The organism is Epilithonimonas arachidiradicis (assembly GCF_003610695.1).
GTDB lineage: Bacteria > Bacteroidota > Bacteroidia > Flavobacteriales > Weeksellaceae > Epilithonimonas > Epilithonimonas arachidiradicis.
This window is the reverse complement of the sequence record NZ_RAQH01000002.1, coordinates 57,487-81,625: the sequence shown is the minus strand read 5'-3', so window position 1 is coordinate 81,625 and position 24,139 is coordinate 57,487. Positions and strand designations below refer to the sequence as shown.

The window sequence follows — 24,139 nt, the reverse complement described above, 5'->3', positions numbered from 1 at the left end:
TTTTATTATTTCGTATTTTTGGCAAAATGTTAATAATAGGACTTTATTACTAAGTTCCATTAGCGTTGAGTACTGCGTGAGGGCGCAGGGCATTGTTGGAGCTCCTCGCCGCAGCAAGAGCGACTGCCCGTAGACCGGCCCGCTTGCAATTGGGAACAGTGGCGCGAGCGAAGCGAGCGCGCTGTTCCCAATTGCAAAGGGACACGCCCAATTAATTTAAAAAATGAAATCTGTGATCAAAACAGAAAATCAATAATAATTCTAATGAAAAAAATTTTTATAGCATCTGCTTTTGCACTTCTGATCCTGGCAAGCTGCAACAAAGACAAAGAGATCCTGAATACGCTGAACGACTACAATATCAGCCAGCAAAACAAAGGTTACCATTTTGGAGATAAGCTGCAACTGCCGCAGGACGTTTTGGATTACGCAGAAGCTATTACCATCTCTTACAATGATAAGGAAAGCAGCAACCTGACTATTGATCCCAACTTTTTCTCTCTTGGCGAAAATGATGTGACCTTCAATATCAAAACAAAAGGTGGCGAAGTTCTGACACAGGATGCAACAATTAATGTTTTTGCGAAAGCTAAAGCCAGAAAAATCTCGTACGAAGTTGTGAATCAATATCCACACGACGCGAAAAACTTTGTTCAAGGTTTTCAGATTGATGGCGATATTGTTTACGAATCTGATGGGCAAAACGGGCAATCTAGACTTTTGACTTATAAACTGGGATCTACAGAACCTATTATCAGCGTTTCTCAACCACAGGAGATTTTCTCTGAAGGAAGCACAATTGTAGGAGACAAAGTATATCAGCTAACTTGGCAAAATAAAAAAGGGTTTATCTACGACAAGAATACTTTGAAGCTGTTAAATGAATTTGCTTATCCGGAAGCCATCGGTGAAGGCTGGGGTTTGACTTATGATGGGAAAAACTTAATTTTATCCGACGGAACAAAAACAATCTATTTCCTTGATCCGGCAAATCCTTCGAAGATATTAAGAACAATTGCTGTCGCAAGTGACACTGAAGGTTATGACCAAATCAACGAACTTGAATACCATAATGGCTCTATCTACGCCAACGTTTGGCATAAACCGATTATCTTGCAAATAAATCCCGCTAATGGGGAAGTTATCGGAATTCTTGACTTAACTAATATTGTAAAACAAAGTTCAACTGGAGGTGAAGATGTTTTGAATGGAATAGCTTTCAAAGGAGACAATATGGTGATCACCGGAAAAAACTGGAGCAGAATCTACGAGTTGGTTATAAAATAATATCAACAATATAAACTTATAAAAAAAGCTTCAAAATATTTTGAAGCTTTTTTATTTGATTCCGGCTATTGTATTGTCAGGAGTAACATTTTTAACAACAGAATATTTTATACTTAATTGCGTGTTCTCCGAGAATGTTTTGTTAACTCTGTAATAGCTGTTGCAAACCTGAGACCTCATCTCGTAAGCGCCTTGTTCTACCACAATGCTTTCTGTTTTTTTTGCCCCTACAGGCAACGTGTAATGATTATTACCAGAGATATCCATCGTGAAATCACAATCGGACTCATTACTAATGACTAAAACCATGTTCTTATTAGAAGAATCTGTATTGAACAACTGGTTGAGCAGATTGACCGCTTTGTCCTCAATCGTCAATTTTGCCGGAGCAGATTTTAACTGATCTGTATCTAGAATGATATTAGAATTTCTCCCTACAAAAATGGGTGAAATATTACTTGTCGAAGCGCAGCTGACCGCAAAACAACTACCTAGTAAGAGTAAAAATAATTTATTCATCTTTTAATCTGAATTTGATATAAGTAATTGTTTTGCCTTTGGATGAAAACAAATCTTCATAATAAGTTCTAATATCTTTTAATAATGGGGTATCTGGTTGATATTCTGCTGCGCCGTAGATATCGTGGTGTGCTGTCAGAATCTTGTGACCAAGTCCTTGCAAAAGACCTAATGTATAACCGTGTAAAAACTCGGAATCTGTTTTGAGATGAATGAGCCCGTCTTTTTTAAGAATATGCTTGTATCTGTCTAGGAATTCCGGATTTGTAAGTCTGTGCTTGGTTCTTCTGTATTTGATTTGCGGGTCTGGAAAAGTGATCCAAATTTCGGACACTTCATCTTCTGCAAAGAGATTTTCTATCAATTCTATCTGAGTTCTGACAAAAGCAACGTTCTTCATCCCGCGCTGAACCGCTTCCTTGGCGCCAAACCAAAATCTTGCGCCTTTGATATCAATCCCTATAAAATTCTTCTCTGGAAATGCTTTTGCTAAACCTACAGAATATTCTCCCTTTCCACAGCCCAATTCTAAAACGATTGGATTATCGTTACCGAAAAACTCAGCCCATTTTCCTTTGTGACTGAAATTGTTGATTGCCTCCTCTCGGGTTGGTTGAATGACATTTGGTAAAATTTTATTTTCTTCGAACCTGGCAATTTTGTTTTTCCCCATTTTAAAATTTCTCTAAGCTTATAAAAACGTGATAAAAATAAACATTTTTAGCTAATTTCAAAAAAATATTTAATAATATTTAGATTTTTTACAAAAATAAAGTCATTCTTTTTTAAAGCTATCTGTAACCTGCATCAGATGGGAGTTTTGAAGTCTTTTAAGATAAATCGGAAGATATTTCTCTATATAAACTTTGGTCGCTTCATAATTATTCGATTCCAGGAATATGGAAATATTGTCTGAACTGTAAATAAATTGGAGGAAATTCGGGATCAATTCTTTAGGAATTTTCAACTTGACAAAATAATCGTCACCAAAATAATCCTGAAGATTCTTGATACCCTGGCTCATCTTCTCGTATTTGTAATAACGTTCCTTCTTCTTTTTCTCGCCAGAAATCAGATCAAAAATACTGTCGATACTGAAACTAAGTCCTTGATTAAACGATAATACCGGAAGCTCCGGGGACATGCCATCACCTTTCGGCTCTGGCAGACCAATCATCTTTTTAAGCTCAAATGCTTTCTCCGAGCCTTTCAGCATCGATACATCTTTGCGAAGATTTCCTGTTGGCTTGAAAGAACTTAGAATCACCTCCTGAATTTCATAATAAGCAATCTGCAACTCAATAAAGTTTTTGCCAAGCTCAAGCATTTGATCTGTTATCGTCACATCTTTTCTTTCCGTCGCGATAGATGTAAATCTTATGACATCTCCCTTTTTAGCAGTAATCCGGAATTCTCCATTGTAGTTTGCCAAAACGCTTTTGTGCTCATTAAGATTGGTAACATACATCTGATTGAGATACAAGCTGGATTTGTCCCTGATATAGATCTCACCGGTAAAGTATTGCCCGTAAACAGATGCAATAACACACAAAAAAACGATTGTAAAAATCTTCCTCATAATAATTCGGCAAATTTATAGAGAATTACAAATAATAGCATTACAAAAAAAAGCCGATAAGGTTAAAATTTTATTAAACTTTATCGGCTTTTTGTTAAGTAATTAGAATTATAATCTTTTTTGGAAAAGAATTGTTAAAACACAGGAATTTTAATCCGAGCTTCTGTTTTTCAGGAGGATCCAGCCGGTCATCACATCTGGCTCAGCTCCATCAAAATCCTGCCATTGCAATAGATACCAATAGGTTCCAGAAGGAAGAGGTTTTTCATTTTGTTTTCCATTCCAAATGTAATTATTATCAGAGTTACCTTCAAATATTTTTTCTGAGTTTCTATTAATTATCTGAAATTTAGAATTAATTTTATTAGAAAGCATAGACATATCAATCGTATCATTTACACCATCGCCATTTGGAGTAATAACATTAGAAATTCCTATCACATAAAATAATTGGGTTACCGGATAACATTGATCTGCAGATCTTACATAAACTCTGTAAACACCTTTCCCTTCTGTTATCGGGAGATTATTTGATGAGGAATATTCTAAATCGCCAGGCAAATATCTTATATCTCCATCTTTTTTGATATAATATTCATATGGCGTAGTACCATTTGTAGCATTGATTGATACGGAACCGGAATTCCTTACATCAATTGTATTAATTACAGGTAATTCGAAAGTCTTTAACGATATTTCGGCAGGATTAGTTCTATTATCACAACCATAACTATTGGTTACGAGAACATAAATTTTTGCATCCGGCTTGGATTGATAAAAAGGAAAAGCAAGTGCTGTATCTGGGATTTTTATAGAAAGTTTTTCGTCTTCATAATACTCGTACTGATAACCGGGATTTGAAGTTTCAAAATTAGTTTTCAAATCATAACGAGCATTTCCGTCAAAATCAACACATTCTATGATCTCAGTATTTTTCAGCTTAATTTGTTCGATATTAATTATTAATGTTATTTCTTCAGAATAAGGAAAGGCGCCTTCTGCTTCAAAATAGTATTTGATTGTTTCTTGAGGTAATTTGGTATTATTTGCATCAAATTTTATGTAAATCTTGCCTGTTACAGGATCTATATATGGAGGAGAAACAATTCCTTCCACTGGTTGTTGTGTAACGACAACACTATTGAAATTTACTTTTTTTAATGGATCAGAAGAAAACTCAACCAAAATATCCTTTTGTTCACAATTACCAATAGTTATCGTTTTTGTCGTAAAAACGGGACATTTGTTATACGGAACAACACTCGTTACAAATTCCCCACAAGCTGTCTTGCTAATCTTGCAGTAATAATTACCCGAACCATACACCTCGGGATCTATAGAAAACAAATCATCTCCAGAAGCAACCAGCTTATTATCAAGATACCATTCATAAAAATTATAGCCATCATCAACCTGTAGTTTGATTCCAAGTGTACAGGATCCTGTTTTTGTAATTTGTGGAATAGAACTGAAGCCTCCAAAAAAACCACCATAGCCTACAGCCTTGTTTCCGCCAGCCAAACCTGCCGTAACAGCAGCTGTAGAATATATGGAAAGATTACCTTTTACATTCTTTTTAGAAAACAGAACCCATTCCGAAGTTCCAGAAACAGCATAAGGCCCATATGAACCATTCAGCAATTCTCCGTTCATAGTGACTTGCGCTCCACTTTTTGTAATAATGTTAACATTTGTATCAAAATCATCCTTGGTTCCTATTTGATTTACATCCGGCAGCTCAACAATTTGGTTGGGTAATAAACAGTTTAATGCAGGAATCATATTCATCCCTCCTGAAGCAGAATCAAATGATGCATTACCTGCAAGCAGCTGATAGACATAGATATTTTCTGTACTTTTGATATACATATTATAAACATCCGGCGCTTGCATCTTATAAGACTCTGAACCGTAGATAATTTTATACTTTCCTTTGTCTAACGTATAAACAACAGGACTATCATTGATTGTGAACTTCGTCCCATCTTTTGTAGAAATCACGACCACACGCTCTGAATCTATTCCTCCTTCATGTAAACCACGAATAGGACCATTACCCTTTCCAATTACAAATTCTTTACCTAATCGATTAATTGGTGTGGCCTGATCCATAAGTATATCATTCCCATAAGAAGAATTGACATAAGTTCCATTAAAATTTCCATTGGTCACACTTATAGGTTTATCCGAATTGATGCTCGCTCCAATCAATCCTTTATAGTTTTCGTCGGGATCACCTAAACCGGTAGAATCTACAACATAAGGAGGTCTGTTGGGTACAGAAACTATGTAAGATTCTCCTTTGTTTAATTTCATATTCAATTCCGGTGCTTGTGTCCCATTTTGGAACAGTACGTTCGGATTATACCCATTAATTTTTACAGAAGTATTATTTTCTGTTGCTATAATGTTAACTTGTGAACTCAGATTTTCTCGCTGAACCGATAATGGCGTTGTCATTGCAATAAAATCTGTACCAAGACCAGCAAATCCTTTGGAATTAATTATCTCCGCATGAGGACCTCGCAATATCCTGATATTAGCGAAAAATTTGCGACTGCCCACCAGATGTAATCCTCTTTTTGCTACTAAAAACGTATCCGCGACATCCAGTGTTGTAATAATCTTTGGAGCAAGTGTGATGTATTTTGGATTTCCCTTTCGGATAGTTACTCTATTTATTTCTACTTCTCCCGAATAGACGATAACATCAAAATCGTCAACTGAATCTGTTGACAGATATAAAAAATCACCATTTAAGCTATTATCATAGTCAGTATTTGGTACAGTATAAGTGTCAAACATTGGGGCAAACCAATGTTCTGTATCCATTTGGGCAAATGATTTTATCGATATAACAAAAAATAATAAGAATTGTAAAGCTTTCTTCATTTAATTAATATGGTTATTAATACAAATGTAATGAAAGCATTTTATATCAATTGCTAATTATTTCTGTTTTTCAGAAGAATCCAGCCAGATAATTGTGTTCTTTTGGGGGTTCCGATTTCATTCCATTCCAAGATATACCAGTATGAAGATGTTGGTAAAGTTCTGCCATTGGAAGTACCGTTCCAAATAAACTGATTGCTGACATCACCGTTGAAAACCTGAACGCCAAACCGATCATAGATCTCAAACTTAGGATCTATTTTCTGTAAAAGTGAAGAATAATTGATAACATCATTTACACCATCACTGTTTGGAGTAATGACGTTTTGAGAATTGATTAATGTAAAATCTTGTGCAATCACAGCACAGCCATCATCTCCTTTAACATAGACTATATGCATTCCCAACTCCACATTGGTAAAGATATTTGAGTTTTGATAATTACCACCATCCAATGCGTATTGATAAGGTTTGGTTCCGCCAGACACCAACACCGTAACCGTAGTTCCTTCTATTAATACATTATCGATAACCGGCAGCTCAGCTTCTGTTACTTTTATAGATTGTTCATAAACGCAGTCATTGAAAGTCAATTTTACCGAATAGTCGCCAGCTGGAACATTTTTTATTTCGTTTGCGAATTGACCTTTTACACCATTGCTCCATTCATAATATTGGAAACCTGTACCAGCGTCTAGATCTATCTTTGTTCCTTTACAAATCACTTCATTTTTTAAAGATGTTGATTTTTTCGGCTGTTTGAATTTGAATGTGATCTTTTTATAATTAGGACAAGACTTAGGTTTTTCAATTCGAACATAGAATATCTTATCCGAACTGATAGTTTGAGAAAATGCTAATGCTTCTAAAAAGTCGCCTATTTTTGCTTTAGCTTCTGTATCAAAATACAAGGCTGCAACACCAATTTCATTGGTTATTAATGAAGTATAATCTCTCAAATCAAATGTTTGATCTCCGCTGATGTCATTATCACAAATATCTATTTCTTGAGTTGCAGTAAAATCAAGCTTGGCTCCAAAATAAAATTGAATTGGATAAGGTTTAGGCGAACAAGAAAACGCTCCAACCCGAACATATAAAGTTTGGGGATTACTGTTAAATATAAAATCTGAGTTTGGATCAATAGCTGCACCGGTTGGAGTCAAAGAATAAGAACGATTAAAATTTGCAGGATCGTAATCTCTAATGATTTCAGAATCAAAACTAGACAACTTTGCAGAATAACTTCCATTAAAATCATCATCACAAACCATCAATGGAGTTGTGCTAACTTGCACTAACGGCGCTTTTTCAATTGTAACACTACCTTCTAGTTTACAACCACTTCCTAAAACAACATTTACGCTAAAAACACCTTCCTCATTGAGGACATCATAATAAGTTTGATTTTTAGGAACAGGCAAAGTAATTCCATCTTTGAACCAGGAATATTGAGCTGATGTGTCAGTTATTGGCGGATTAGGCTGGATTCTGTAAGGTACATTTTCACAAAGCGGATTTGAGTTATTAATTGTCCGATCATTTCCTATATCAATATTAGGTACAAAACTTCCAGTTTTTAAAAACACTGCAGAGTCGTGACCTGTAGTTCCTTCATCAGCTATTACTAATTTTATATGATATGGCACCCCGATTTGGACATTAGCTATTGCGGTTAAAATTTTGGTCTGACCGTTAAAATTTGTAGGCGATGTAGATAGGTTAGATTGTTCATTATAAGCTCCAAAATAATCTTCGTTTTTTGGGGGACAAGTCGAAGTAGGACTATACCCTCTAATATTAATAACGGAAACCGGATCCATTGTTCCTGGAACCAACGCTATATTAGTATATGGCAGAGTTCCGGCTAATGGCTTTATGAGAAAAGCAAAAGCATCAGAATAGTTACAACCAGATTTTTTATTAACATCATACTCTTCAGAAAGAAACATATATTGGAAACTGACAGAAGTACTTTCGGTTGAAACAAAGTCAAACTCCAAATAGGTAGCATTTATATAATTACCTGTTCCAAGAGCATCAAATAAATCGGGATCTCCACCCCATCCAGAGTTTCCGTTATCTTGTCTGTAGGTATTAGGTCCTTCGGCTGCCTTAGCAATCCCTGTTGAAAGAATAATCCCTTCATCCATCTCAAATGCACTCCCATTTTTAGTAAAATAACCATAGCTTGGGGCACTTCCACCATTAGTTGATCCACTTATTTTAACATTTGAAACCGCCACGCAACTTTGAGTTCCCACAAATTTATTGACCAAATCCAAATCACTCAAACTTGTATCAACACTAATATATTGAGCTTCAACCTGGCTAAAAGTAATCAAGCAAAATAAAGACAATGCAAACTGGAAAATTTTAAAGAAAGTCATTTAACATAATAATGGATTGCAAATTTACTTCTAAATTTCATAACAAAAAATCCCGCCATAAAATATAGCGGGATTTAATTTTTTTAAGGTTTAAGATTAAGCAAGAGCAACTCTTACAAATCCTGTTACCTTAAGATCAGCATTGATAGATTTTACGTAGTCAGCAACTGAAATGCTAGAATCTTTGATAAAATCCTGGTGTACCAATGTATTATCTTTGTAGAATCTCTGCATTTTACCTTTCAAGATGTTATCGATAATGTTTGCAGGCTTACCTTCTTCGATTAGTTTATGTCTTTCGATTTCCAATTCTTTATCGATAGTTTCCTGAGAAACAGCATTCTCATCAAGAGCGATTGGGTTCATCGCAGCAACTTGCATAGAAACAGATTTTGCAACCTCATCAGCACCATCTACTTTTGCAGAAAGAGACGTGATAGAAGCAATTTTGTTTCCAGCGTGGATATAAGCTCCTAAGAAAGGGCCTTCGATTCTTTCGAATGCACCGATCTCGATTTTCTCACCGATAACACCTGTCTGCTCGATTAATTTATCCGCAACAGTCATTCCGTGGAAATCTGTAGCCAACAATTCTTCTTTAGTAGCAGCAAAGATTGCCATCTCAGCTAATTCGTAAGCCAACTCGATGAACGCTTCGTTTTTAGCAACGAAATCAGTTTCACAGTTCAAAGAGATCACAACACCTAACGTGTTATCCTCGTTTACTCTTGCGATAACTGCACCTTCAGAAGAATCTCTGTCCGCTCTGTTAGCAGCAACTTTTTGTCCTTTTTTTCTAAGGATGTCGATTGCTTTTTCGAAATCTCCTTCAGCTTCTACTAGAGCTTTTTTGCAGTCCATCATTCCTGCACCTGTTGTGTTTCTTAGTTTTGCTACATCTGCAGCTACTGGTGTATAAGACATAATATTGATTATTTTTTATTTCTATTTTTAATTGCCCTCTTCATGTTTTTCAGCGTGCAAATATAGTGATTTTTATAAAAATATTCAGCACCAAAAAACAATCTTAATAAAAATAGAACATTGCTATTAATTTTTCAGAACTGATGAAAAATCTAATCATTTTTTAAATTAAAATTCGCAGTGTTTTACAAGATTTAATTTATTTTTACGTTTCAATTAAATACAGAAATCCATTTATAATGAAGAAGATATTTTTACTTTCGTTTTTATTAATTTCTCTTTCTCTTTTTTCACAAAGCGTTTTCGAAGCTAAATCAACGTCAGACCGAGCCGTCGTGGAACAATTTATCCGTAATAATCCCAAGCACCCGGCCGTTCCAGAATTGAAGCAAAGAGCACTATCTCTGAAATACGGCGGAAGCCCTCAAGTTGCCAAGCCTACCGTAACTGCGATGACGGAAAATAAAATCGAGAAAACATCCAAAGTGGGTACAACCGCTGCAAAAGGACAACCTTCTGAACAAGCCAAAAATACAGCAGCAGTTCTTACAAGTCTTTTCAATAACGATCCTAATAAAAAAGAAGCTATTATACAGTTCGTCAACAAGTCCAAATGTGTTCTTGTTATCAAAATCAGCGGAAAAAAATTCTACAACCTAACTGTTCCGGCCAACGGACAAAATTATATTTTGGTCGACAAAGGAAGCTACAATGTTTCCACTTCTATTTGTGATGCTACTTATAATCAGAACAAGGCTTTTACAAAAGATGTTATCATAACTCTGAATGGTGCAAAATAATTTATAGTATATCTGATTGAAAGTCTTATCCTTCATATTAATATTATCTTCTGTTTTTATCTTTTCTCAGAAAAAAATCGGTCTGGATTCTTTGCAGTTGAAAGATGTGCAGGAAGTTTTGGGTGACGATTACGGTAATATCTATATATATAAGAAGAAAGATTTCAGTCTGACAAAATATGATTCGCTGGGAGCGCAACTCGGGAAAGTGATGATGACTTTTCCTTACAAAATCCAAAGCGTCACCAATCCTCTTAATATTGTTATGTTTTCTGAAAATGCTCAGGAAATTAAATTCTTTGATCAAAACCTGAATGAAATACAAAAAATCAATCTAAGTTCAAACTTCGGTTTCATCAGAGCAGTTTATGCGGAAGACTTACAATTTGCTTGGTTACTAGACGACAGTAACAAAACGCTTGTCCAATACAACTTCAGAAGTAATTCTGTCATTAATTCTTTTCCATTCAACATCAATCTTCAGTCACTAAAGGATTTTCTTGTCTATAATAACAGGATATATATCCTTCGCGACAATATTTTTGAAGTTTATAATACCAAAGCCTCGCTTTTATTCTCTGCTAATATTAGTAATGCCAGAAAATTAAGCCGAAACAATGATGATATTCTAATATTCGGAGACCAGAGCATCACCAGATTTGACGGGAAAAACCTCATCGAAATTTTCCAAAATCAAAATGCAAAAATTGTGGATAAAAATAATGCCGGATTTTTGGCACTCATAAAGGACAAACTTTATCTTTACAGACAAATAAATGATAACTGATAAAATCATAATTGATTTCGAAGTTTTGGCTTTCAACACTATCATTTATCAACTATAACTCATCAATTATAACAAAAATGCATATCGCTGTTACAGGAAATATTGGCGCCGGAAAAACAACCCTAACTACAATGTTGTCAAAACATTACAATTGGGAAGCGCAATTTGAAGATGTAGATCATAATCCTTATTTGGATGATTTCTATGGCGATATGTCGAAGTGGAGTTTTGCACTTCAGATCTATTTTTTGGGAAGCAGATTCCGCCAGGTAAAAGAAATCCGTGAGAGCGGAAAAAACGTTATCCAGGACAGGACAATCTACGAAGATGCCCATATTTTTGCAGAAAATCTTGCAGAGATGAACTTGCTTTCTGAGCGTGATTTTAAAAATTATTTATCCGTATTCCAACTGATGAAAGACTTCGTTTCGGCACCGGATTTGCTAATCTACCTAAGAGCTGACGTTCCCACTTTGGTGAGACAAATTTCCAAAAGAGGACGGGAATACGAAGCCGGAATCAGTATTGACTACCTGTCAAAACTGAATAACAAATATCAAAACTGGATAGAAAGTTACAAGGAAGGGAAACTCCTTGTAATAGATGTTGATAATCTGGATTTTGTAGAAAAGCAAGAAGACTTCGGTTATATCTTGGAAAGGATTGATGCAGAGTTGAACGGTTTGTTTTAAATTATTTGGCCGATAATTTTCTACAGCCAAAGAAGATTATAACCGCCAAACTTTTTAACACCCATCAACTTATGATCAAAGTAATTCATAATAATCAATGTCCAAAGTCCAAAGCTATTTTGGAATATCTGGATGAGAATGATATCAAATTTCAGATCATTGATATCAATAAAGATCCTTTGAGTTTGTTTGAGTTGAGAACCTTATTTAAAAAACTCAACAAGAGACCAAGCAAGATTCTTAAAAAATCGACAGACCTTTTTAAAAAATATTTTTCTGAAAACGAAGTTGTAAATGAGGAAAAAGCACTGGAAGTCATTGCTCATAATCCGGAATTGATACAATGTCCTATTCTAATAAAAGGTAAAATCGCAATGCCAGGGAATCCCGTAGAAAATGTAAAATTCTTCATTGAGAATTAACAGCCTCAATAACTTAGATAATCTTAGCGTGAAATATTAACAATCAATATTTCACGCTTTCTTTTTAATAATTATTTTAAAATAATTTGCCTGTATGAAAAATAATCCGTTATTTTGCACTCTCAAATATTCATTAGTCAAAAGAACATCGAGATATGTCAAGAATTTGCCAAATAACAGGTAAGCGTGCAATGGTAGGAAACAATGTTTCCCACGCTAATAACAAAACGAAAAGACGTTTTGAAATTAATTTACTAGAGAAGAAGTTTTATCTTCCTGAGCAAGAAAAACACGTTACTCTAAGAGTATCTGCTCACGGATTAAGAGTAATCAATAAGATTGGTATAGAGGAAGCACTTGAAAGAGCTGCTAGAAACGGATTCATTAAAAACACTACTAAGTAATGGCTAAAAAAGGTAACAGAGTTCAGGTAATTCTAGAATGTACTGAGCACAAAGAGAGCGGAGTAGCAGGAATGTCAAGATACATTACTACAAAAAATAAAAAGAACACTACAGAAAGATTGGAGCTTAAAAAATTCAATCCGGTTCTTAAGAAATATACAGTTCACAAAGAAATTAAGTAATTTATAAAAATATTTTACAATGGCAAAGAAGGTAGTAGCAACACTTCAAGGTGGAGCTGGTTCAAAAAAAATGACAAAAGTAATCAAAATGGTTAAGTCTGATAAATCAGGTGCTTACGTTTTTGAAGAAAAAGTAATGAACGCTGACGAAGTTGACGGATATTTGAAAAAATAATTCCGCAATCGATACAATATAAAAACTACTCTTTCAGGGTAGTTTTTTTGTTTATCTTTGTTTCTGATAAAATCATTTAACGATTTATTCTTAATCATTTATACATCCAATGAGTTGGTTTAAAAAAATATTCAAAAAAGAAGATAAAGAAACGCTTGACAAAGGTTTGGAAAAATCCAGTCAAGGTTTCTTTGATAAAATATCCAGAGCGGTTGTCGGCAAAAACACTGTAGATGATGAAGTTCTTGATGATCTGGAAGAAGTACTAATTGCTTCTGATGTTGGCGCAGAAACAACGATCAAAATCATCAAAAGAATAGAAGATCGTGTTGCAAGAGATAAGTATGTCAATGTTGCAGAATTGGACAATATTCTTCGTGAAGAGATTTCCGGACTTCTTTTAGAAAATCCTCGTATTGATACAGATAATATTGATACCAGCAAAAAGCCTTATGTAATTATGGTAGTTGGCGTGAATGGTGTTGGAAAAACAACAACCATCGGAAAACTGGCTCATCAGTTCAAATCTCAGGGACTGAAAGTTGTTTTGGGAGCAGCGGATACTTTCCGTGCGGCAGCTGTGGATCAATTAGTCATCTGGAGCGAGAGAGTTGGCGTTCCAATCGTAAAACAAGGTATGGGTTCTGATCCAGCCTCGGTTGCATTTGACACAGTTCAATCTGCGGTTGCGCAGGATGCTGACGTTGTCATCATTGATACAGCTGGAAGATTGCATAACAAAGTGAATCTGATGAATGAGCTTTCTAAAATTAAACGAGTGATGCAAAAGGTTATTCCAGATGCGCCCCACGAGGTTTTATTAGTTCTTGACGGTTCTACCGGACAGAATGCATTTGAACAGGCCAAACAATTTACAGCAGCAACCGAAGTTACAGCATTAGCCGTTACAAAATTGGATGGAACAGCAAAAGGAGGCGTCGTAATAGGCATTTCGGATCAGTTTCAAATTCCTGTTAAATATATAGGTGTAGGTGAAAGAATCGAAGATCTTCAGATTTTTAATGGTATGGAATTTGTAAATTCTTTCTTCAGAAAGAGATAACATTAAACCAAAATATTAACATTAAAAAATTTAAACTATGGGTATTTTAACTTGGATTATTTTCGGACTTATTGCCGGAGCCATCGCAAAAGCTATCCATCCCGGAAAAGATCCCGGAGGCTGGGTTGTAACAATCATCATCGGAATTTTAGGAGCTATGCTTGGAGGCTGGTTAGGATCAATGCTATTTGGCGTTGATGTAACTGGATTCAACTTCTCCAGCTTCTTGGTTGCGATCGGAGGATCTATCCTTTTACTATTTTTATACAGGATGGTCGCTAATAAATAAAAATATTACTTTTTAGTTAAAAATAAAGGTGCGTTGACAAAATCAACGCACTTTTGTTATCTAAAATTCAAAAATAGTCATATATTTGAATAGAAAATTAAAAAAGTATGAAGAAAATCTTTACTACTCTACTTTCATGTGGAATGGTAACCGCTGCTTTTGCCCAGTGGTCACCCACAGCAATGAAAGGAGAAAAACTTCGTAACACAAAAGTTACAAACTACTATTCCTTAGATCTTAAGGACATCAGATCTCAATTAAGCAATGCACAAGAAACAGGTAAGAACAGCAAGGCTGTCATTATTAACCTGCCAACTTTGGATGGGAAGATTGAAAAATTTGCAGTCTACAGTTTGCCAGTTGTTGAAAAATCATTCGCAGACCGTTATCAACTTGGTTCTTATGCAGGAGTTAAAATTGATGATCCAACGGTTTATGTAAGATTCAGTGTGTCTCCTTACGATTTACAGGCCATGATGTTCAGAAATGGACAATACGAATTCATCGAGCCACAAAACAAAGAGAAAACAGTTTATGGCGTTTTTCCAAAATCAGAAAAAAGATCTGAAGGCAAAGCGTTTGAATGTGCTACAACGGAATCATTTCTTAGTAAAAAACAGATGGATGCTTTATCCAAGTCAACAGATTTTACGCACAATGTTACCGAGTTCAATAAAGCTAGTGATAAAAAGTACAGAACTTACAGACTGGCAATCTCTGTAACAGGAGAATATACCCAGTATTTTGGAGGTGTAAGTCAGGCAGCAGCAGCAATTAATGCGACTATGACCAGGGTTAATGGCGTTTTTGAAAAAGATTTTGCTATTCACTTAAACGTTCAAGATTTCCCTCAATTAATCTATACAGATCCTAATACGGATCCATATTCCCCGGCTTCCTCAGGAGCATCTGGCGCCTGGAATCTTGAGATTCAACAGACTTTAACCTCTGTTATTGGTAATGCGGCTTACGATATTGGTCACTTATTCGGAAGATCTGGTGGCGGTGGTAGCGCAGGAGATGTTGGAAATGTTTGTAGAAATCCTTCTAGCAATTCTGATGAGGAAGCTAAAGGTTCAGCATTCACCTCTCCAGGAAGCGGCGGACCAGAAGGTGATAATTTTGATATCGATTATGTAGCACACGAGATGGGTCACCAGTTTGGAGCTGACCACACTTTTTCACACGGGATTCACTCTGCGCCAAATAATACTGCGCATATGGAGCCAGGCTCAGGATCCACAATTATGGGTTATGCGGGAATCACATCTTACGATGTACAAGCCCATTCAGATGCTTATTTCCACGTAAGAAGTATAGAACAAGTTCAAACTTATGTGAATGGTCAAAACTGTGATGTGAGTACAGCGATCACCAATAATCCGCCAGTTGTTGCGGTACTTCCAAACAAAACAATTCCAAAAGGGACTGCTTTTGTTTTAACGGCTTCTGCTACAGATGCAGAAAATGATCCCATTACATATACTTGGGAAGAATATGACAGATCTACATCTGCAGTAACATCGGTTACAGGAAACAACACTGCTGGTCCCAAGTTCAGATCATTGACAGGTTCCACATTGCCATACAGATACTTCCCTAAATTAAGCAATGTATTAAATGGTACTTTATCCAGCGCATCAGACTGGGAAGCTGTTTCTAATGTAGCAAGAACTATGAATTTTAGAGTTGTTGTAAGAGACAATAATGCTGATGTAAAACAACAACAGACTCAGATCGGTTCACAAACAATTACTGTAGGTAATGATGGCCCTTTCAAAGTTACTGCGACAAAAGTTTACAACAACGCTCCAGGCGCATTTACTTGGGACGTAGCTAACACAGCTGCTGCACCTTACAATGTTTCAAATGTTAAAATCGATTATACAACAGATAACGGTGCCAACTGGACTGTTTTATCGGCTTCTACAGCCAATGACGGATCAGAAGATCTAAGCTTTGCCGGGATTCCTACCAACTCTGTTGTTACAGTAAGAGTTTCTGCAATCGACAATGTTTTCTATGCTGTTGGTAAAGTAACTGTTTCTGCAATGGTAAACTGTGACGGAACTGCCCCTGCAGGACTTGCAGTTAGCAGCATTACACAAACCGGAGCTAAGATTGACTGGGATGCAGTTGCTAATGCAACCTATATCTTAAGATACAAAAAAGCAACAGACACCAATTGGACAGAGGTTAATAACCTTAACACAAATACTTACACTATATCTGGATTAACACTTAATACAGCTTATAACGTAGGTGTTGCTACAATCTGCAGCGGAACGGTTGGAACGTATGCAACAACAGATTTCAGTACCAAAGGGATAGAATATTGTACAGCTGGTGCAACTTCTACAAGTTTTGAGAAGATATCTAATGTAACTTTTGCAGGCATCAACAATAGTTCTACTTCTACGGCAGGATATGAAGATTATAGTGCTGTAACAGGTAACGTTAGCACAGGCCAGGTTTACACTTTCACTGCAAGTTTTACAGGAACATCTTATGATAGTGACCAGGTTCTGGTATGGATTGATTTTAATCAGGATGGTGATTTCAATGATGCAGGTGAACAAGTATTGGTAACCGCTAAGAAAAAATCACCTTGGACTGGTAATATTACGATTCCTGCAACTGCAGCAGTTGGAAAAACAAGAATGAGAGTTCGTTTACAAGATTCTTCAATTTCACCAAATTCTACTCCTTGTGGTACATCTACTTACGGACAAGTTGAAGATTATAGTTTGAATATTGGGCAATTAGCTGTAACGGATGTTAAGAAAAACAACATCAGCGTTTATCCAAACCCAGCAACAGACGTCATTAACATCTCGAATGTTTCTTCTAAAACCAAATTCGAAATCTATAATGTAGGTGGACAATTGGTAAATCAAGGAACAACTGATGGAAAAGTGAATGTTTCTAAGTTGACAAAAGGTGTTTACATCTTAACTGTAGAATCTAACGGAGAGAAATCTCAAACTAAATTCATTAAGAATTAATAGATTTAAATCACAATAAAAATCCCCGAATTCAAGATTCGGGGATTTTGTTTTTATAAAGTAAATAAATTAAATTTATTCAAGTTCTTCAATAAAAGCTTCTGTTGCTATTCGTAAACTTTCAAAATCAGAATTATTATAAATGATGTAATTCGCTAATTTACATTTCTCTTTTTCCGGCATTTGTTTTTGAATGATAGCTTCTACCTCACGATAGGTTTTGCCATCTCTGTCCATCGTTCTTTTGATTCTAAGATTATCATCTGCTGTAATCAGAAGGGATTTGTAACATTGTTGATTTAGTTTAAGTTCAAAAAGAAGCGCTGTTTCTTTGAAAACATATTCAGAATTCTGGGCTTTGACCCAGTTTTCAAAATCGATTCTAACTGCGGGATGAATTAAATGATTCAATTGTTCCAAAAGTTCAGAATTATTAAAGACTTTTTCAGCAACATACTTTCTGTTATAAAAACCATCAATATAAGCCTCAATACCTAGAAGCTCGATGATTTTCTCTTTTAAAGCCGAATCTTTGTTAACTATATTTTTCGCCTCATCGTCCGAATAATAAACAGGAAAACCTTTTTCCTCCAATAATTTTGCGACTGATGTTTTTCCGGAACCAATTCCTCCTGTTAATCCAATGATCTTGGGTATGGGAACATCTTCTTCCTGATTTTGATTAATTTCTTGTATTTCCATAATTTATTTAATATCCAAAAACTTCATTAAAACTAAAAGTCTGATCTAATTTCACACCTCTTTCCGTCATTTTCAAACTTGCCAATTCGTTATGGGCATCGTGTTCAAAAAACAATAGGTAATCGTTATCAACGCACTGTTTCAGGAATTTTCCTTTCTCTTCTAATGTTAACAATGGTCTGGTATCATAACCCATTACGTAAACCTGCGGGATATGTCCAGCCGTCGGAATTAAATCTGCCGCAAAAACAATTGTTTTTTCCTGATATTGAAGAACCGGAAGCATTTGTTTTTCCGTATGTCCATCAACAAAAATCACATCCATTTTCAAATCGGGAGCAAACCCATAATTTCCTGTTGTTGGCAATGGTAAAAAATTCAGTTGTCCGCTTTCTTCCAACGGAAAAATATTTTCTTTCAGGAAGCTTGCTTTTTCTCTTGGATTCGGTTCTGTTGCCCATTTCCAATGATTTTCGTTGGTCCAGAAATTCGCATTTTTGAATGCCGGTCTGTAACCGGATCTATCATCATTCCATTCTACAGCGCCACCACAGTGATCAAAATGAAGATGCGTCAAAAAAACATCTGTAATATCCTCTCTTACAAATCCGAATTTTTTTAAATTTTTATCCAATGTATCATCACCCCAAAGTGAGTAATGCCCGAAGAATTTTTCGTCCTGTTTGTCTCCAAGTCCGCAATCGATAAGGATTAATTTTTTGCCATCTTCTACCAAAAGAGAACGTGTTCCTAGTTCGATTAGATTTTTTTCGTCAGCCGGATTTGTTTTTTCCCAAAGCGTTTTTGGAACAACACCAAACATTGCACCACCATCTAATTTGAATTTTCCACATTGGATTGGATAGAGTTTCATAAGAATTTTTGTTTTTTACTAATATAAGAAATTAGTATCAAATTGAATATTTTAATTTCTGAAATAATTCTATTTATCGGTATTTCTCCAAGAATCAACTCTGGTAATATTTTTAATTTCACCACTCCACATTCCCATATACACCGAATTTTCTGCATCGAAAACACCTTCAATTAAAACGTACTTATTATTGAGTTTCATTGCTTTTGCCATCAAATCTTTATTTTTAAAAGAAACCCAAAATCCATTTTATCAAGAGAGTGTTTATAATCTAATTCGTTAATATAAATAGCTTTGCCTTCAAATTCCAAATGCAGATAACCAATCACTTGGATTGGTTTATTATGGTATTTTTCAGGATTGCTAATCAATTTAATCAAAGAAACATTATAATTCTTGCTGAGAATATCAATATAGTTGTCTTCATCATTTTTTGAATTGTCCTTTTGCGCACAAGACAAAGTAGATATTAAAATTGAAAAAATTAAAACAAAAATTTCCATAATATTAAATCAAAACAATTCTCCCGGATTTTTAGGTCTAGAAATTTTCAAATGTTTGTAAGCTTTATCAGTCACTTCTCGTCCTCGCGGCGTTCGAATAATAAAACCCTCCTGAATCAGAAATGGTTCGTAAACTTCTTCCAAAGTTTCCGGATTTTCACCGATAGAAGTTGCCAATGCAGAAATCCCGACCGGTTTTCCACGGAAATTTTCTATCATCACACGCATTATTTTGTTATCCATATCATCCAGACCAAACTCATCAACATTCAAAGAATTCAATGCGAATTTTGTGATTTCGATTTCGATTTCTCCGTTGCCTTTGATTTCTGCAAAATCTCGGACTCTTCTCAAAAGTGCATTCGCAATTCTAGGTGTTCCTCGGCTTCTTCTTGCAATTTCCAGCGCTGCATCTTCATAAATTTTAACACCTAAAACACGTGCACTTCTTTCGATAATCATCCCGAGAAGTTCAATCGTATAATATTCTAACCGGCTTTGGATTCCGAATCTTGCGAGCATTGGTTTGGTTAGCATTCCACTTCTGGTTGTTGCTCCAATTAATGTAAAAGGGTTAAGTCCGATTTGCACAGAACGGGCATTAGGACCGGTTTCCAGCATAATATCGATCTTGTAATCTTCCATTGCAGAATACAGATATTCTTCTACAATGGGTGATAAACGATGAATCTCATCTATAAAAAGAACATCATTTTCTTCAAGATTGGTAAGTAGCCCAGCCAAACTTCCTGGCTTGTCGAGAACCGGACCTGAAGTGATTTTACAGTTAACACCCAATTCGTTAGCAATAATATGTGACAGTGTTGTTTTTCCCAATCCCGGTGGGCCGTGCAGAAGAACGTGATCCAAAGCGTGACCACGATTTTTAGCTGCTGCCACGAAAACTTCCAAATTGTCCAAAGTTTTTCTTTGCCCCGCAAAATCTCTGAAACTCTGCGGACGGATTTTCTCTTCCTGAATCAAATCGTCATCGGAATAATTGTCTTTATCGGGATGTAAAAAATCAGGCATTGATATTAATTAATAATTAAAAATGAAGAATTAAATTCAATTTAAAAGATAGTCAAAGATAGAGAAATTTTAAGGGACTTTTGGGTTGTATTTCTCGGTTTCAGAGATAATATCTTTTAACTGAATTTTTTCTTCTTTTGTTAGCTTTCTTTGAAAGAAACCACTTTTCAAATCTTTATCAAGATATTGTGGAAAAATCCCATAATAATCATAAAGCTTCAAATCATAAATATTAAGCCAAGGAAAAAATTCTTTTTGAAAAGGATATTTCGGAACATGAAAGTTTAAATTCCCAATCTTATAATCTGAATTGAAATTAATCAAATTATTCTCTTTTGGTTTATACAGCTGATACCAATTAAAACCCGACATCTTTTTTCCAACATTCAACTTTTGAACAAATCCCGGGAATATAAAAATCACTGACATAAAAACAGATAAAAAGACAGAAACAAAGACCGTTTTTTCTTCGGAAATATTTTTAAAAATCAGAAATAACACAATTAAATAGACATCAATAAAAAATCGATATTGTGCTGAAAAGACAATAATCAGAATAAACTTCAAGAAAACACAAATGAAAAGTAATGTGAAAAATTTTTCTTTCTTTTTAAAAGTTAAAAATCCTAAAATCAAGACGCTTAATATAATTCCAAAATTAAAAACTGATTTCAATCCAATTGTAAACCAATGATAGATTCTTTCCAAAAGGTTGAAATTCATAATCTGCTGGTAAGAATAATGCATATCGTAAGATTTCATCAGTCCAATCTGTGAAGAATAAGTTAGTATCTCCTGACTTGGTTTCCAAGGTAAATTAAAGTCAAGAACTGAAACAGGAAACACAGGAAAGCCGAAAAGCCAAATATTTTTAAAGATAAATAAAATTCCAAAGGCCAAAATTGGAATTAACATTTGAAATTTAAAATTTCTTTGGTAGATACGTTCTAATACAATCAATAATGGTAACCAAAACATTGTCGGTTTAATACAAAATACAAATATGGAAATGTATAAAAGCGATTTTCCGTGAGTGTTATTTAATAATTCGTTCAGAACAATTAGAGCAATTATAAATGTTGGTAAATCCGGACTTGGCTGTTTAAGAAATATCAGAAAAAATGGAGTAAAAAGAAGCAAAAACCATAGCTTTCTTTCGTAAATATAAATCAAAAATAATATTACTAAATAAACATTAATTCTTAAAAATTCATCTGTGAAATGTGAAAATCCTGCTTGGTAAATATGCCAAAATGATGATTGACCTAGTAATAAATCAAGATTTGAAATGCCTTTTACAAATCCTGTCTGCTTGAGCAACGTAATCGTTGGAACATAATAACTGTAATGATCATACAAGTAAGGCGAAAAAGACCCAACAAAAACAATTAATACAACAAAAAAATAAAACCAAAAGTTGATATTTTTCCTGAATTCAAAATGGACATTATCTTTTTGTTTCCAAAATAATACGATTCCTAAAATACCAGAAATTAAAAATGTAATTTCTATATAAAAATTCAAAGGAAAAAAGAATGCCAGGATCGTCAATAAAAAAGTAACGCTTGTGATTCCTAAAAATGAAGTCAATGTAAAGCTTGAGCTCTTGATTTTCAAAAGTTTGCCCGCAAGAATTCCATTACCAAAATTGGTAAATAGGAATATGAGAATCGTTTTGAGAATTATAAGCATAAAAAAGATTGCTTACCAAAAATAAGCAATCTTTCCGTGTTAAAATATATATGAAGAAAATTTACTTCTGTACTCTACCCGATTTTCTATCTTCGGCTCTACCAATTGTATAACCCGTTGCACCACCTGCAACACCACCAATTACCGCACCTAAACCAGGGTTTTTCTTAGAGATAATTGCGCCGGCTGCTGCTCCACCAACTGTACCAATAACTGTTCCTTTTGCTGCACTACTCCAGCCTTTTTTCTGGGTTGTTGTAGTTCCCGCTGAATTAGAAGCCGTTGATGATGAAGAGTTGGAAGCTACACTTCCGGAAGATGATGATCCGCTGGATGTAGATCTTTTTCTTGTCACACGATTAGCTTGCGCCTTTCTTTCCCGTTCTTTTTCTTCTTCAACTTTATTGAGACTATCTTTTTGTCTTTCGAAATTGATTTTCTCTTTTTCGATTGCCAATTTTTGTTTTTCTATATCAATCTGTCTTGCTTGATAATCCAATTTTTGTTGCTCTAGAGAAGCGGCTTGTATCTTTTCATCTTTATTACAAGATGATAATAATAAAACGATACTCGCTCCTGTTAAAAATAAATTTTTCATAACATTTTTATTTTTTCACAAAATGTGAATTATAAACCAACTAATTTCAATTATGATTCCAAAATCAATTATAAATCGTTAAAAATTGTTAAATTGCTTTATAGTGAGAAATTAGATATTAGTAATTTTCTGCATAAATTTGATTGGCATATCATTACAACACTGAATTTTGAAGAAAAGTAATTTTTGATGTTATGTATTCAATTATAAAAGTATAAACTAAATCATGAATTATATAACCTCTATATTAGCTAAAAAGAGAGATCTTGCAAAAAACGAAATGGAATACGAGAAAAGTATTCTGTTTGATGTCTATACATTGGCTTTGGTTTTTCTTTTATTATGTAATGTGATCCTTAATGTAATTCTATATTATCCTGTCAATTGTATCATTTTTGGTGTCATTACTCTTTTTATGTTACAAACATTACTTTGGCCGGATAGAATAAGGTTCAATACGAAGTTGCTAATGCTACTTTTTTTCTTTTTGGGAATCATGATCTTTTATTTTGATACGATTTCAGGGGAAGGCTGTATGAATTACTTATCTTATGTTTCTCTAACCATTGCAGTAGCTTTTTTCTTCGACTATATCAGAGACCGATGGATTATCTTTTTTTTGATTGTGTCCTACCTTCTTTGGTTTTTAATTAACGTAACAACAGATTATTACCTCAGCAGGTTTTATAGTCAGAATCTTTCTCCGTTAGAACAATGGTATGTAAGGATCTACAAAATCATAGAAATTTCATTCTGTACTTTTATCGGGATGTATTTTATTTACAGAAAAGAGCGTGTCCTTGTTAAATACTATATAGAAAAAGAAAAACTGAACGCTATTATTCAGAAAACGGATAAAATTAATTTTTCCGGAGAATTGTATGATCTTGCAATGAGCAAGAATTCGCTGTTTATAACTTACTTCAAATCTCAGTTTCCTGATTTTTTTGATAAGATATTGGCTGTTTCTCCCAATCTCATTTCTTCCGAACTGGAAATCTGTGCCTTACTAAAACTAAATCTCAGTACAAAAGAGATTGCAACTGCAACCAATTCCACAGTCAGAGCCATAGAAAATAAGAAATATCGCATCCGTAGAAAGTTAAATATTGCCTCTGAAACTGATATAAATCTCTATATCATCAACAATTTCTAAATTGGATTTTACAAATAAAGCATATTGATTTTCAATATTTTAACCAAAAACACACTATCTTGAAACCATTTGAGTATATGTAAGTAAACAAATAAGTTGCTAAATACTTTTGATTATTTTTTAGAATCTATATTATTGCATTATCAAAATGACACAACAAAAAACACAAATA

The 24,139-nt window shown here is 34.7% G+C and carries 25 protein-coding genes; 12 read left to right on the top strand and 13 right to left on the bottom strand.

Annotation, left to right across the window (positions count from 1 at the left end):
• The first annotated feature begins 264 nt into the window (after window positions 1-264).
• Window positions 265-1,287, top strand: a complete 1,023-nt coding sequence (locus BXY58_RS04400; RefSeq protein ID WP_120212599.1) for a glutaminyl-peptide cyclotransferase — start codon at window positions 265-267, stop codon at window positions 1,285-1,287.
• A 51-nt stretch (window positions 1,288-1,338) separates the two neighbouring features.
• Here the strand turns inward: BXY58_RS04400 and BXY58_RS04395 are convergent, their stop codons facing one another.
• From BXY58_RS04395 to tsf, 6 genes are all read right to left on the bottom strand, one after another.
• Window positions 1,339-1,806, bottom strand: coding sequence for a DUF6759 domain-containing protein (locus BXY58_RS04395; RefSeq protein ID WP_120212598.1), 468 nt, complete (start codon window positions 1,804-1,806; stop codon window positions 1,339-1,341).
• A complete protein-coding gene (gene trmB / locus BXY58_RS04390; protein WP_120212597.1) occupies window positions 1,799-2,479 on the bottom strand; it encodes a tRNA (guanosine(46)-N7)-methyltransferase TrmB in 681 nt (226 codons plus the stop codon). Before trmB ends, BXY58_RS04395 begins: the two co-directional genes overlap by 8 nt.
• Before the next feature lie 102 nt (window positions 2,480-2,581).
• Window positions 2,582-3,385, bottom strand: coding sequence for a hypothetical protein (locus BXY58_RS04385; RefSeq protein WP_120212596.1), 804 nt, complete (start codon window positions 3,383-3,385; stop codon window positions 2,582-2,584).
• 150 nt (window positions 3,386-3,535) lie between these two features.
• Entirely contained in the window at window positions 3,536-6,217 is a 2,682-nt protein-coding gene (locus BXY58_RS04380) for a T9SS type B sorting domain-containing protein (RefSeq protein ID WP_170144191.1), read from the bottom strand.
• 113 nt (window positions 6,218-6,330) lie between these two features.
• Window positions 6,331-8,637 carry a choice-of-anchor L domain-containing protein gene (locus BXY58_RS04375; protein ID WP_170144190.1) on the bottom strand — a complete coding sequence of 769 codons (2,307 nt, stop codon included), beginning with the start codon at window positions 8,635-8,637 and terminating at the stop codon, window positions 6,331-6,333.
• Window positions 8,638-8,763: 126 nt separating this feature from the next.
• Entirely contained in the window at window positions 8,764-9,591 is an 828-nt protein-coding gene (gene tsf, locus BXY58_RS04370; RefSeq protein ID WP_120212593.1) for a translation elongation factor Ts, read from the bottom strand.
• 239 nt (window positions 9,592-9,830) lie between these two features.
• Here tsf and BXY58_RS04365 point away from each other — a divergent pair, with 239 nt between their 5' ends.
• From BXY58_RS04365 to BXY58_RS04320, 10 genes are all read left to right on the top strand, one after another.
• Window positions 9,831-10,391, top strand: a complete 561-nt coding sequence (locus BXY58_RS04365; RefSeq protein WP_120212592.1) for a DUF6759 domain-containing protein — start codon at window positions 9,831-9,833, stop codon at window positions 10,389-10,391.
• Window positions 10,392-10,407: 16 nt separating this feature from the next.
• Entirely contained in the window at window positions 10,408-11,178 is a 771-nt protein-coding gene (locus BXY58_RS04360; protein WP_120212591.1) for a hypothetical protein, read from the top strand.
• Between the two features lie 77 nt (window positions 11,179-11,255).
• Entirely contained in the window at window positions 11,256-11,870 is a 615-nt protein-coding gene (locus BXY58_RS04355) for a deoxynucleoside kinase (RefSeq protein WP_120212590.1), read from the top strand.
• Window positions 11,871-11,941: 71 nt separating this feature from the next.
• Window positions 11,942-12,292, top strand: coding sequence for an arsenate reductase family protein (locus BXY58_RS04350; protein WP_120212589.1), 351 nt, complete (start codon window positions 11,942-11,944; stop codon window positions 12,290-12,292).
• Between the two features lie 155 nt (window positions 12,293-12,447).
• Complete coding sequence (gene rpmB / locus BXY58_RS04345) at window positions 12,448-12,696, top strand: 50S ribosomal protein L28 (protein WP_120212588.1); 249 nt, start codon at window positions 12,448-12,450, stop codon at window positions 12,694-12,696.
• Window positions 12,696-12,878 carry a 50S ribosomal protein L33 gene (rpmG, locus tag BXY58_RS04340; protein WP_027384735.1) on the top strand — a complete coding sequence of 61 codons (183 nt, stop codon included), beginning with the start codon at window positions 12,696-12,698 and terminating at the stop codon, window positions 12,876-12,878. The genes rpmB and rpmG overlap by 1 nt, the downstream gene beginning before the upstream one ends.
• 19 nt (window positions 12,879-12,897) lie before the next feature.
• Complete coding sequence (locus tag BXY58_RS04335; RefSeq protein ID WP_120212587.1) at window positions 12,898-13,053, top strand: DUF4295 domain-containing protein; 156 nt, start codon at window positions 12,898-12,900, stop codon at window positions 13,051-13,053.
• 109 nt (window positions 13,054-13,162) lie between these two features.
• Window positions 13,163-14,116, top strand: coding sequence for a signal recognition particle-docking protein FtsY (ftsY, locus tag BXY58_RS04330; RefSeq protein ID WP_120212586.1), 954 nt, complete (start codon window positions 13,163-13,165; stop codon window positions 14,114-14,116).
• 37 nt (window positions 14,117-14,153) lie between these two features.
• Window positions 14,154-14,405 (top strand): GlsB/YeaQ/YmgE family stress response membrane protein, encoded by a 252-nt coding sequence (locus BXY58_RS04325; RefSeq protein WP_120212585.1) that lies wholly within the window; start codon window positions 14,154-14,156, stop codon window positions 14,403-14,405.
• Window positions 14,406-14,512: 107 nt separating this feature from the next.
• Complete coding sequence (locus tag BXY58_RS04320; RefSeq protein WP_120212584.1) at window positions 14,513-17,410, top strand: zinc-dependent metalloprotease; 2,898 nt, start codon at window positions 14,513-14,515, stop codon at window positions 17,408-17,410.
• A 75-nt stretch (window positions 17,411-17,485) separates the two neighbouring features.
• Here BXY58_RS04320 and coaE read toward each other — a convergent pair whose 3' ends face one another.
• From coaE to BXY58_RS04290, 7 genes are all read right to left on the bottom strand, one after another.
• Entirely contained in the window at window positions 17,486-18,067 is a 582-nt protein-coding gene (coaE, locus tag BXY58_RS04315; RefSeq protein WP_120212875.1) for a dephospho-CoA kinase, read from the bottom strand.
• 52 nt (window positions 18,068-18,119) lie between these two features.
• Window positions 18,120-18,986: an MBL fold metallo-hydrolase gene (locus tag BXY58_RS04310; protein WP_120212583.1), complete on the bottom strand. Its 867-nt coding sequence runs from the start codon at window positions 18,984-18,986 to the stop codon at window positions 18,120-18,122.
• 69 nt (window positions 18,987-19,055) lie between these two features.
• Window positions 19,056-19,199, bottom strand: a complete 144-nt coding sequence (locus BXY58_RS16900; protein WP_170144189.1) for a hypothetical protein — start codon at window positions 19,197-19,199, stop codon at window positions 19,056-19,058.
• On the bottom strand, window positions 19,199-19,489 hold the full coding sequence (locus tag BXY58_RS04305) for a hypothetical protein (protein ID WP_120212582.1): 291 nt from the start codon (window positions 19,487-19,489) through the stop codon (window positions 19,199-19,201). Before BXY58_RS04305 ends, BXY58_RS16900 begins: the two co-directional genes overlap by 1 nt.
• 9 nt (window positions 19,490-19,498) lie before the next feature.
• Window positions 19,499-20,521: a Holliday junction branch migration DNA helicase RuvB gene (ruvB, locus tag BXY58_RS04300; protein WP_120212581.1), complete on the bottom strand. Its 1,023-nt coding sequence runs from the start codon at window positions 20,519-20,521 to the stop codon at window positions 19,499-19,501.
• Between the two features lie 69 nt (window positions 20,522-20,590).
• Window positions 20,591-22,213, bottom strand: coding sequence for an LIC_10190 family membrane protein (locus tag BXY58_RS04295; RefSeq protein ID WP_120212580.1), 1,623 nt, complete (start codon window positions 22,211-22,213; stop codon window positions 20,591-20,593).
• Between the two features lie 61 nt (window positions 22,214-22,274).
• Window positions 22,275-22,811 (bottom strand): YMGG-like glycine zipper-containing protein, encoded by a 537-nt coding sequence (locus BXY58_RS04290; protein ID WP_120212579.1) that lies wholly within the window; start codon window positions 22,809-22,811, stop codon window positions 22,275-22,277.
• A 226-nt stretch (window positions 22,812-23,037) separates the two neighbouring features.
• Here BXY58_RS04290 and BXY58_RS04285 point away from each other — a divergent pair, with 226 nt between their 5' ends.
• A complete protein-coding gene (locus tag BXY58_RS04285) occupies window positions 23,038-23,967 on the top strand; it encodes a helix-turn-helix transcriptional regulator (RefSeq protein WP_120212578.1) in 930 nt (309 codons plus the stop codon).
• Window positions 23,968-24,139 lie beyond the last annotated feature (172 nt).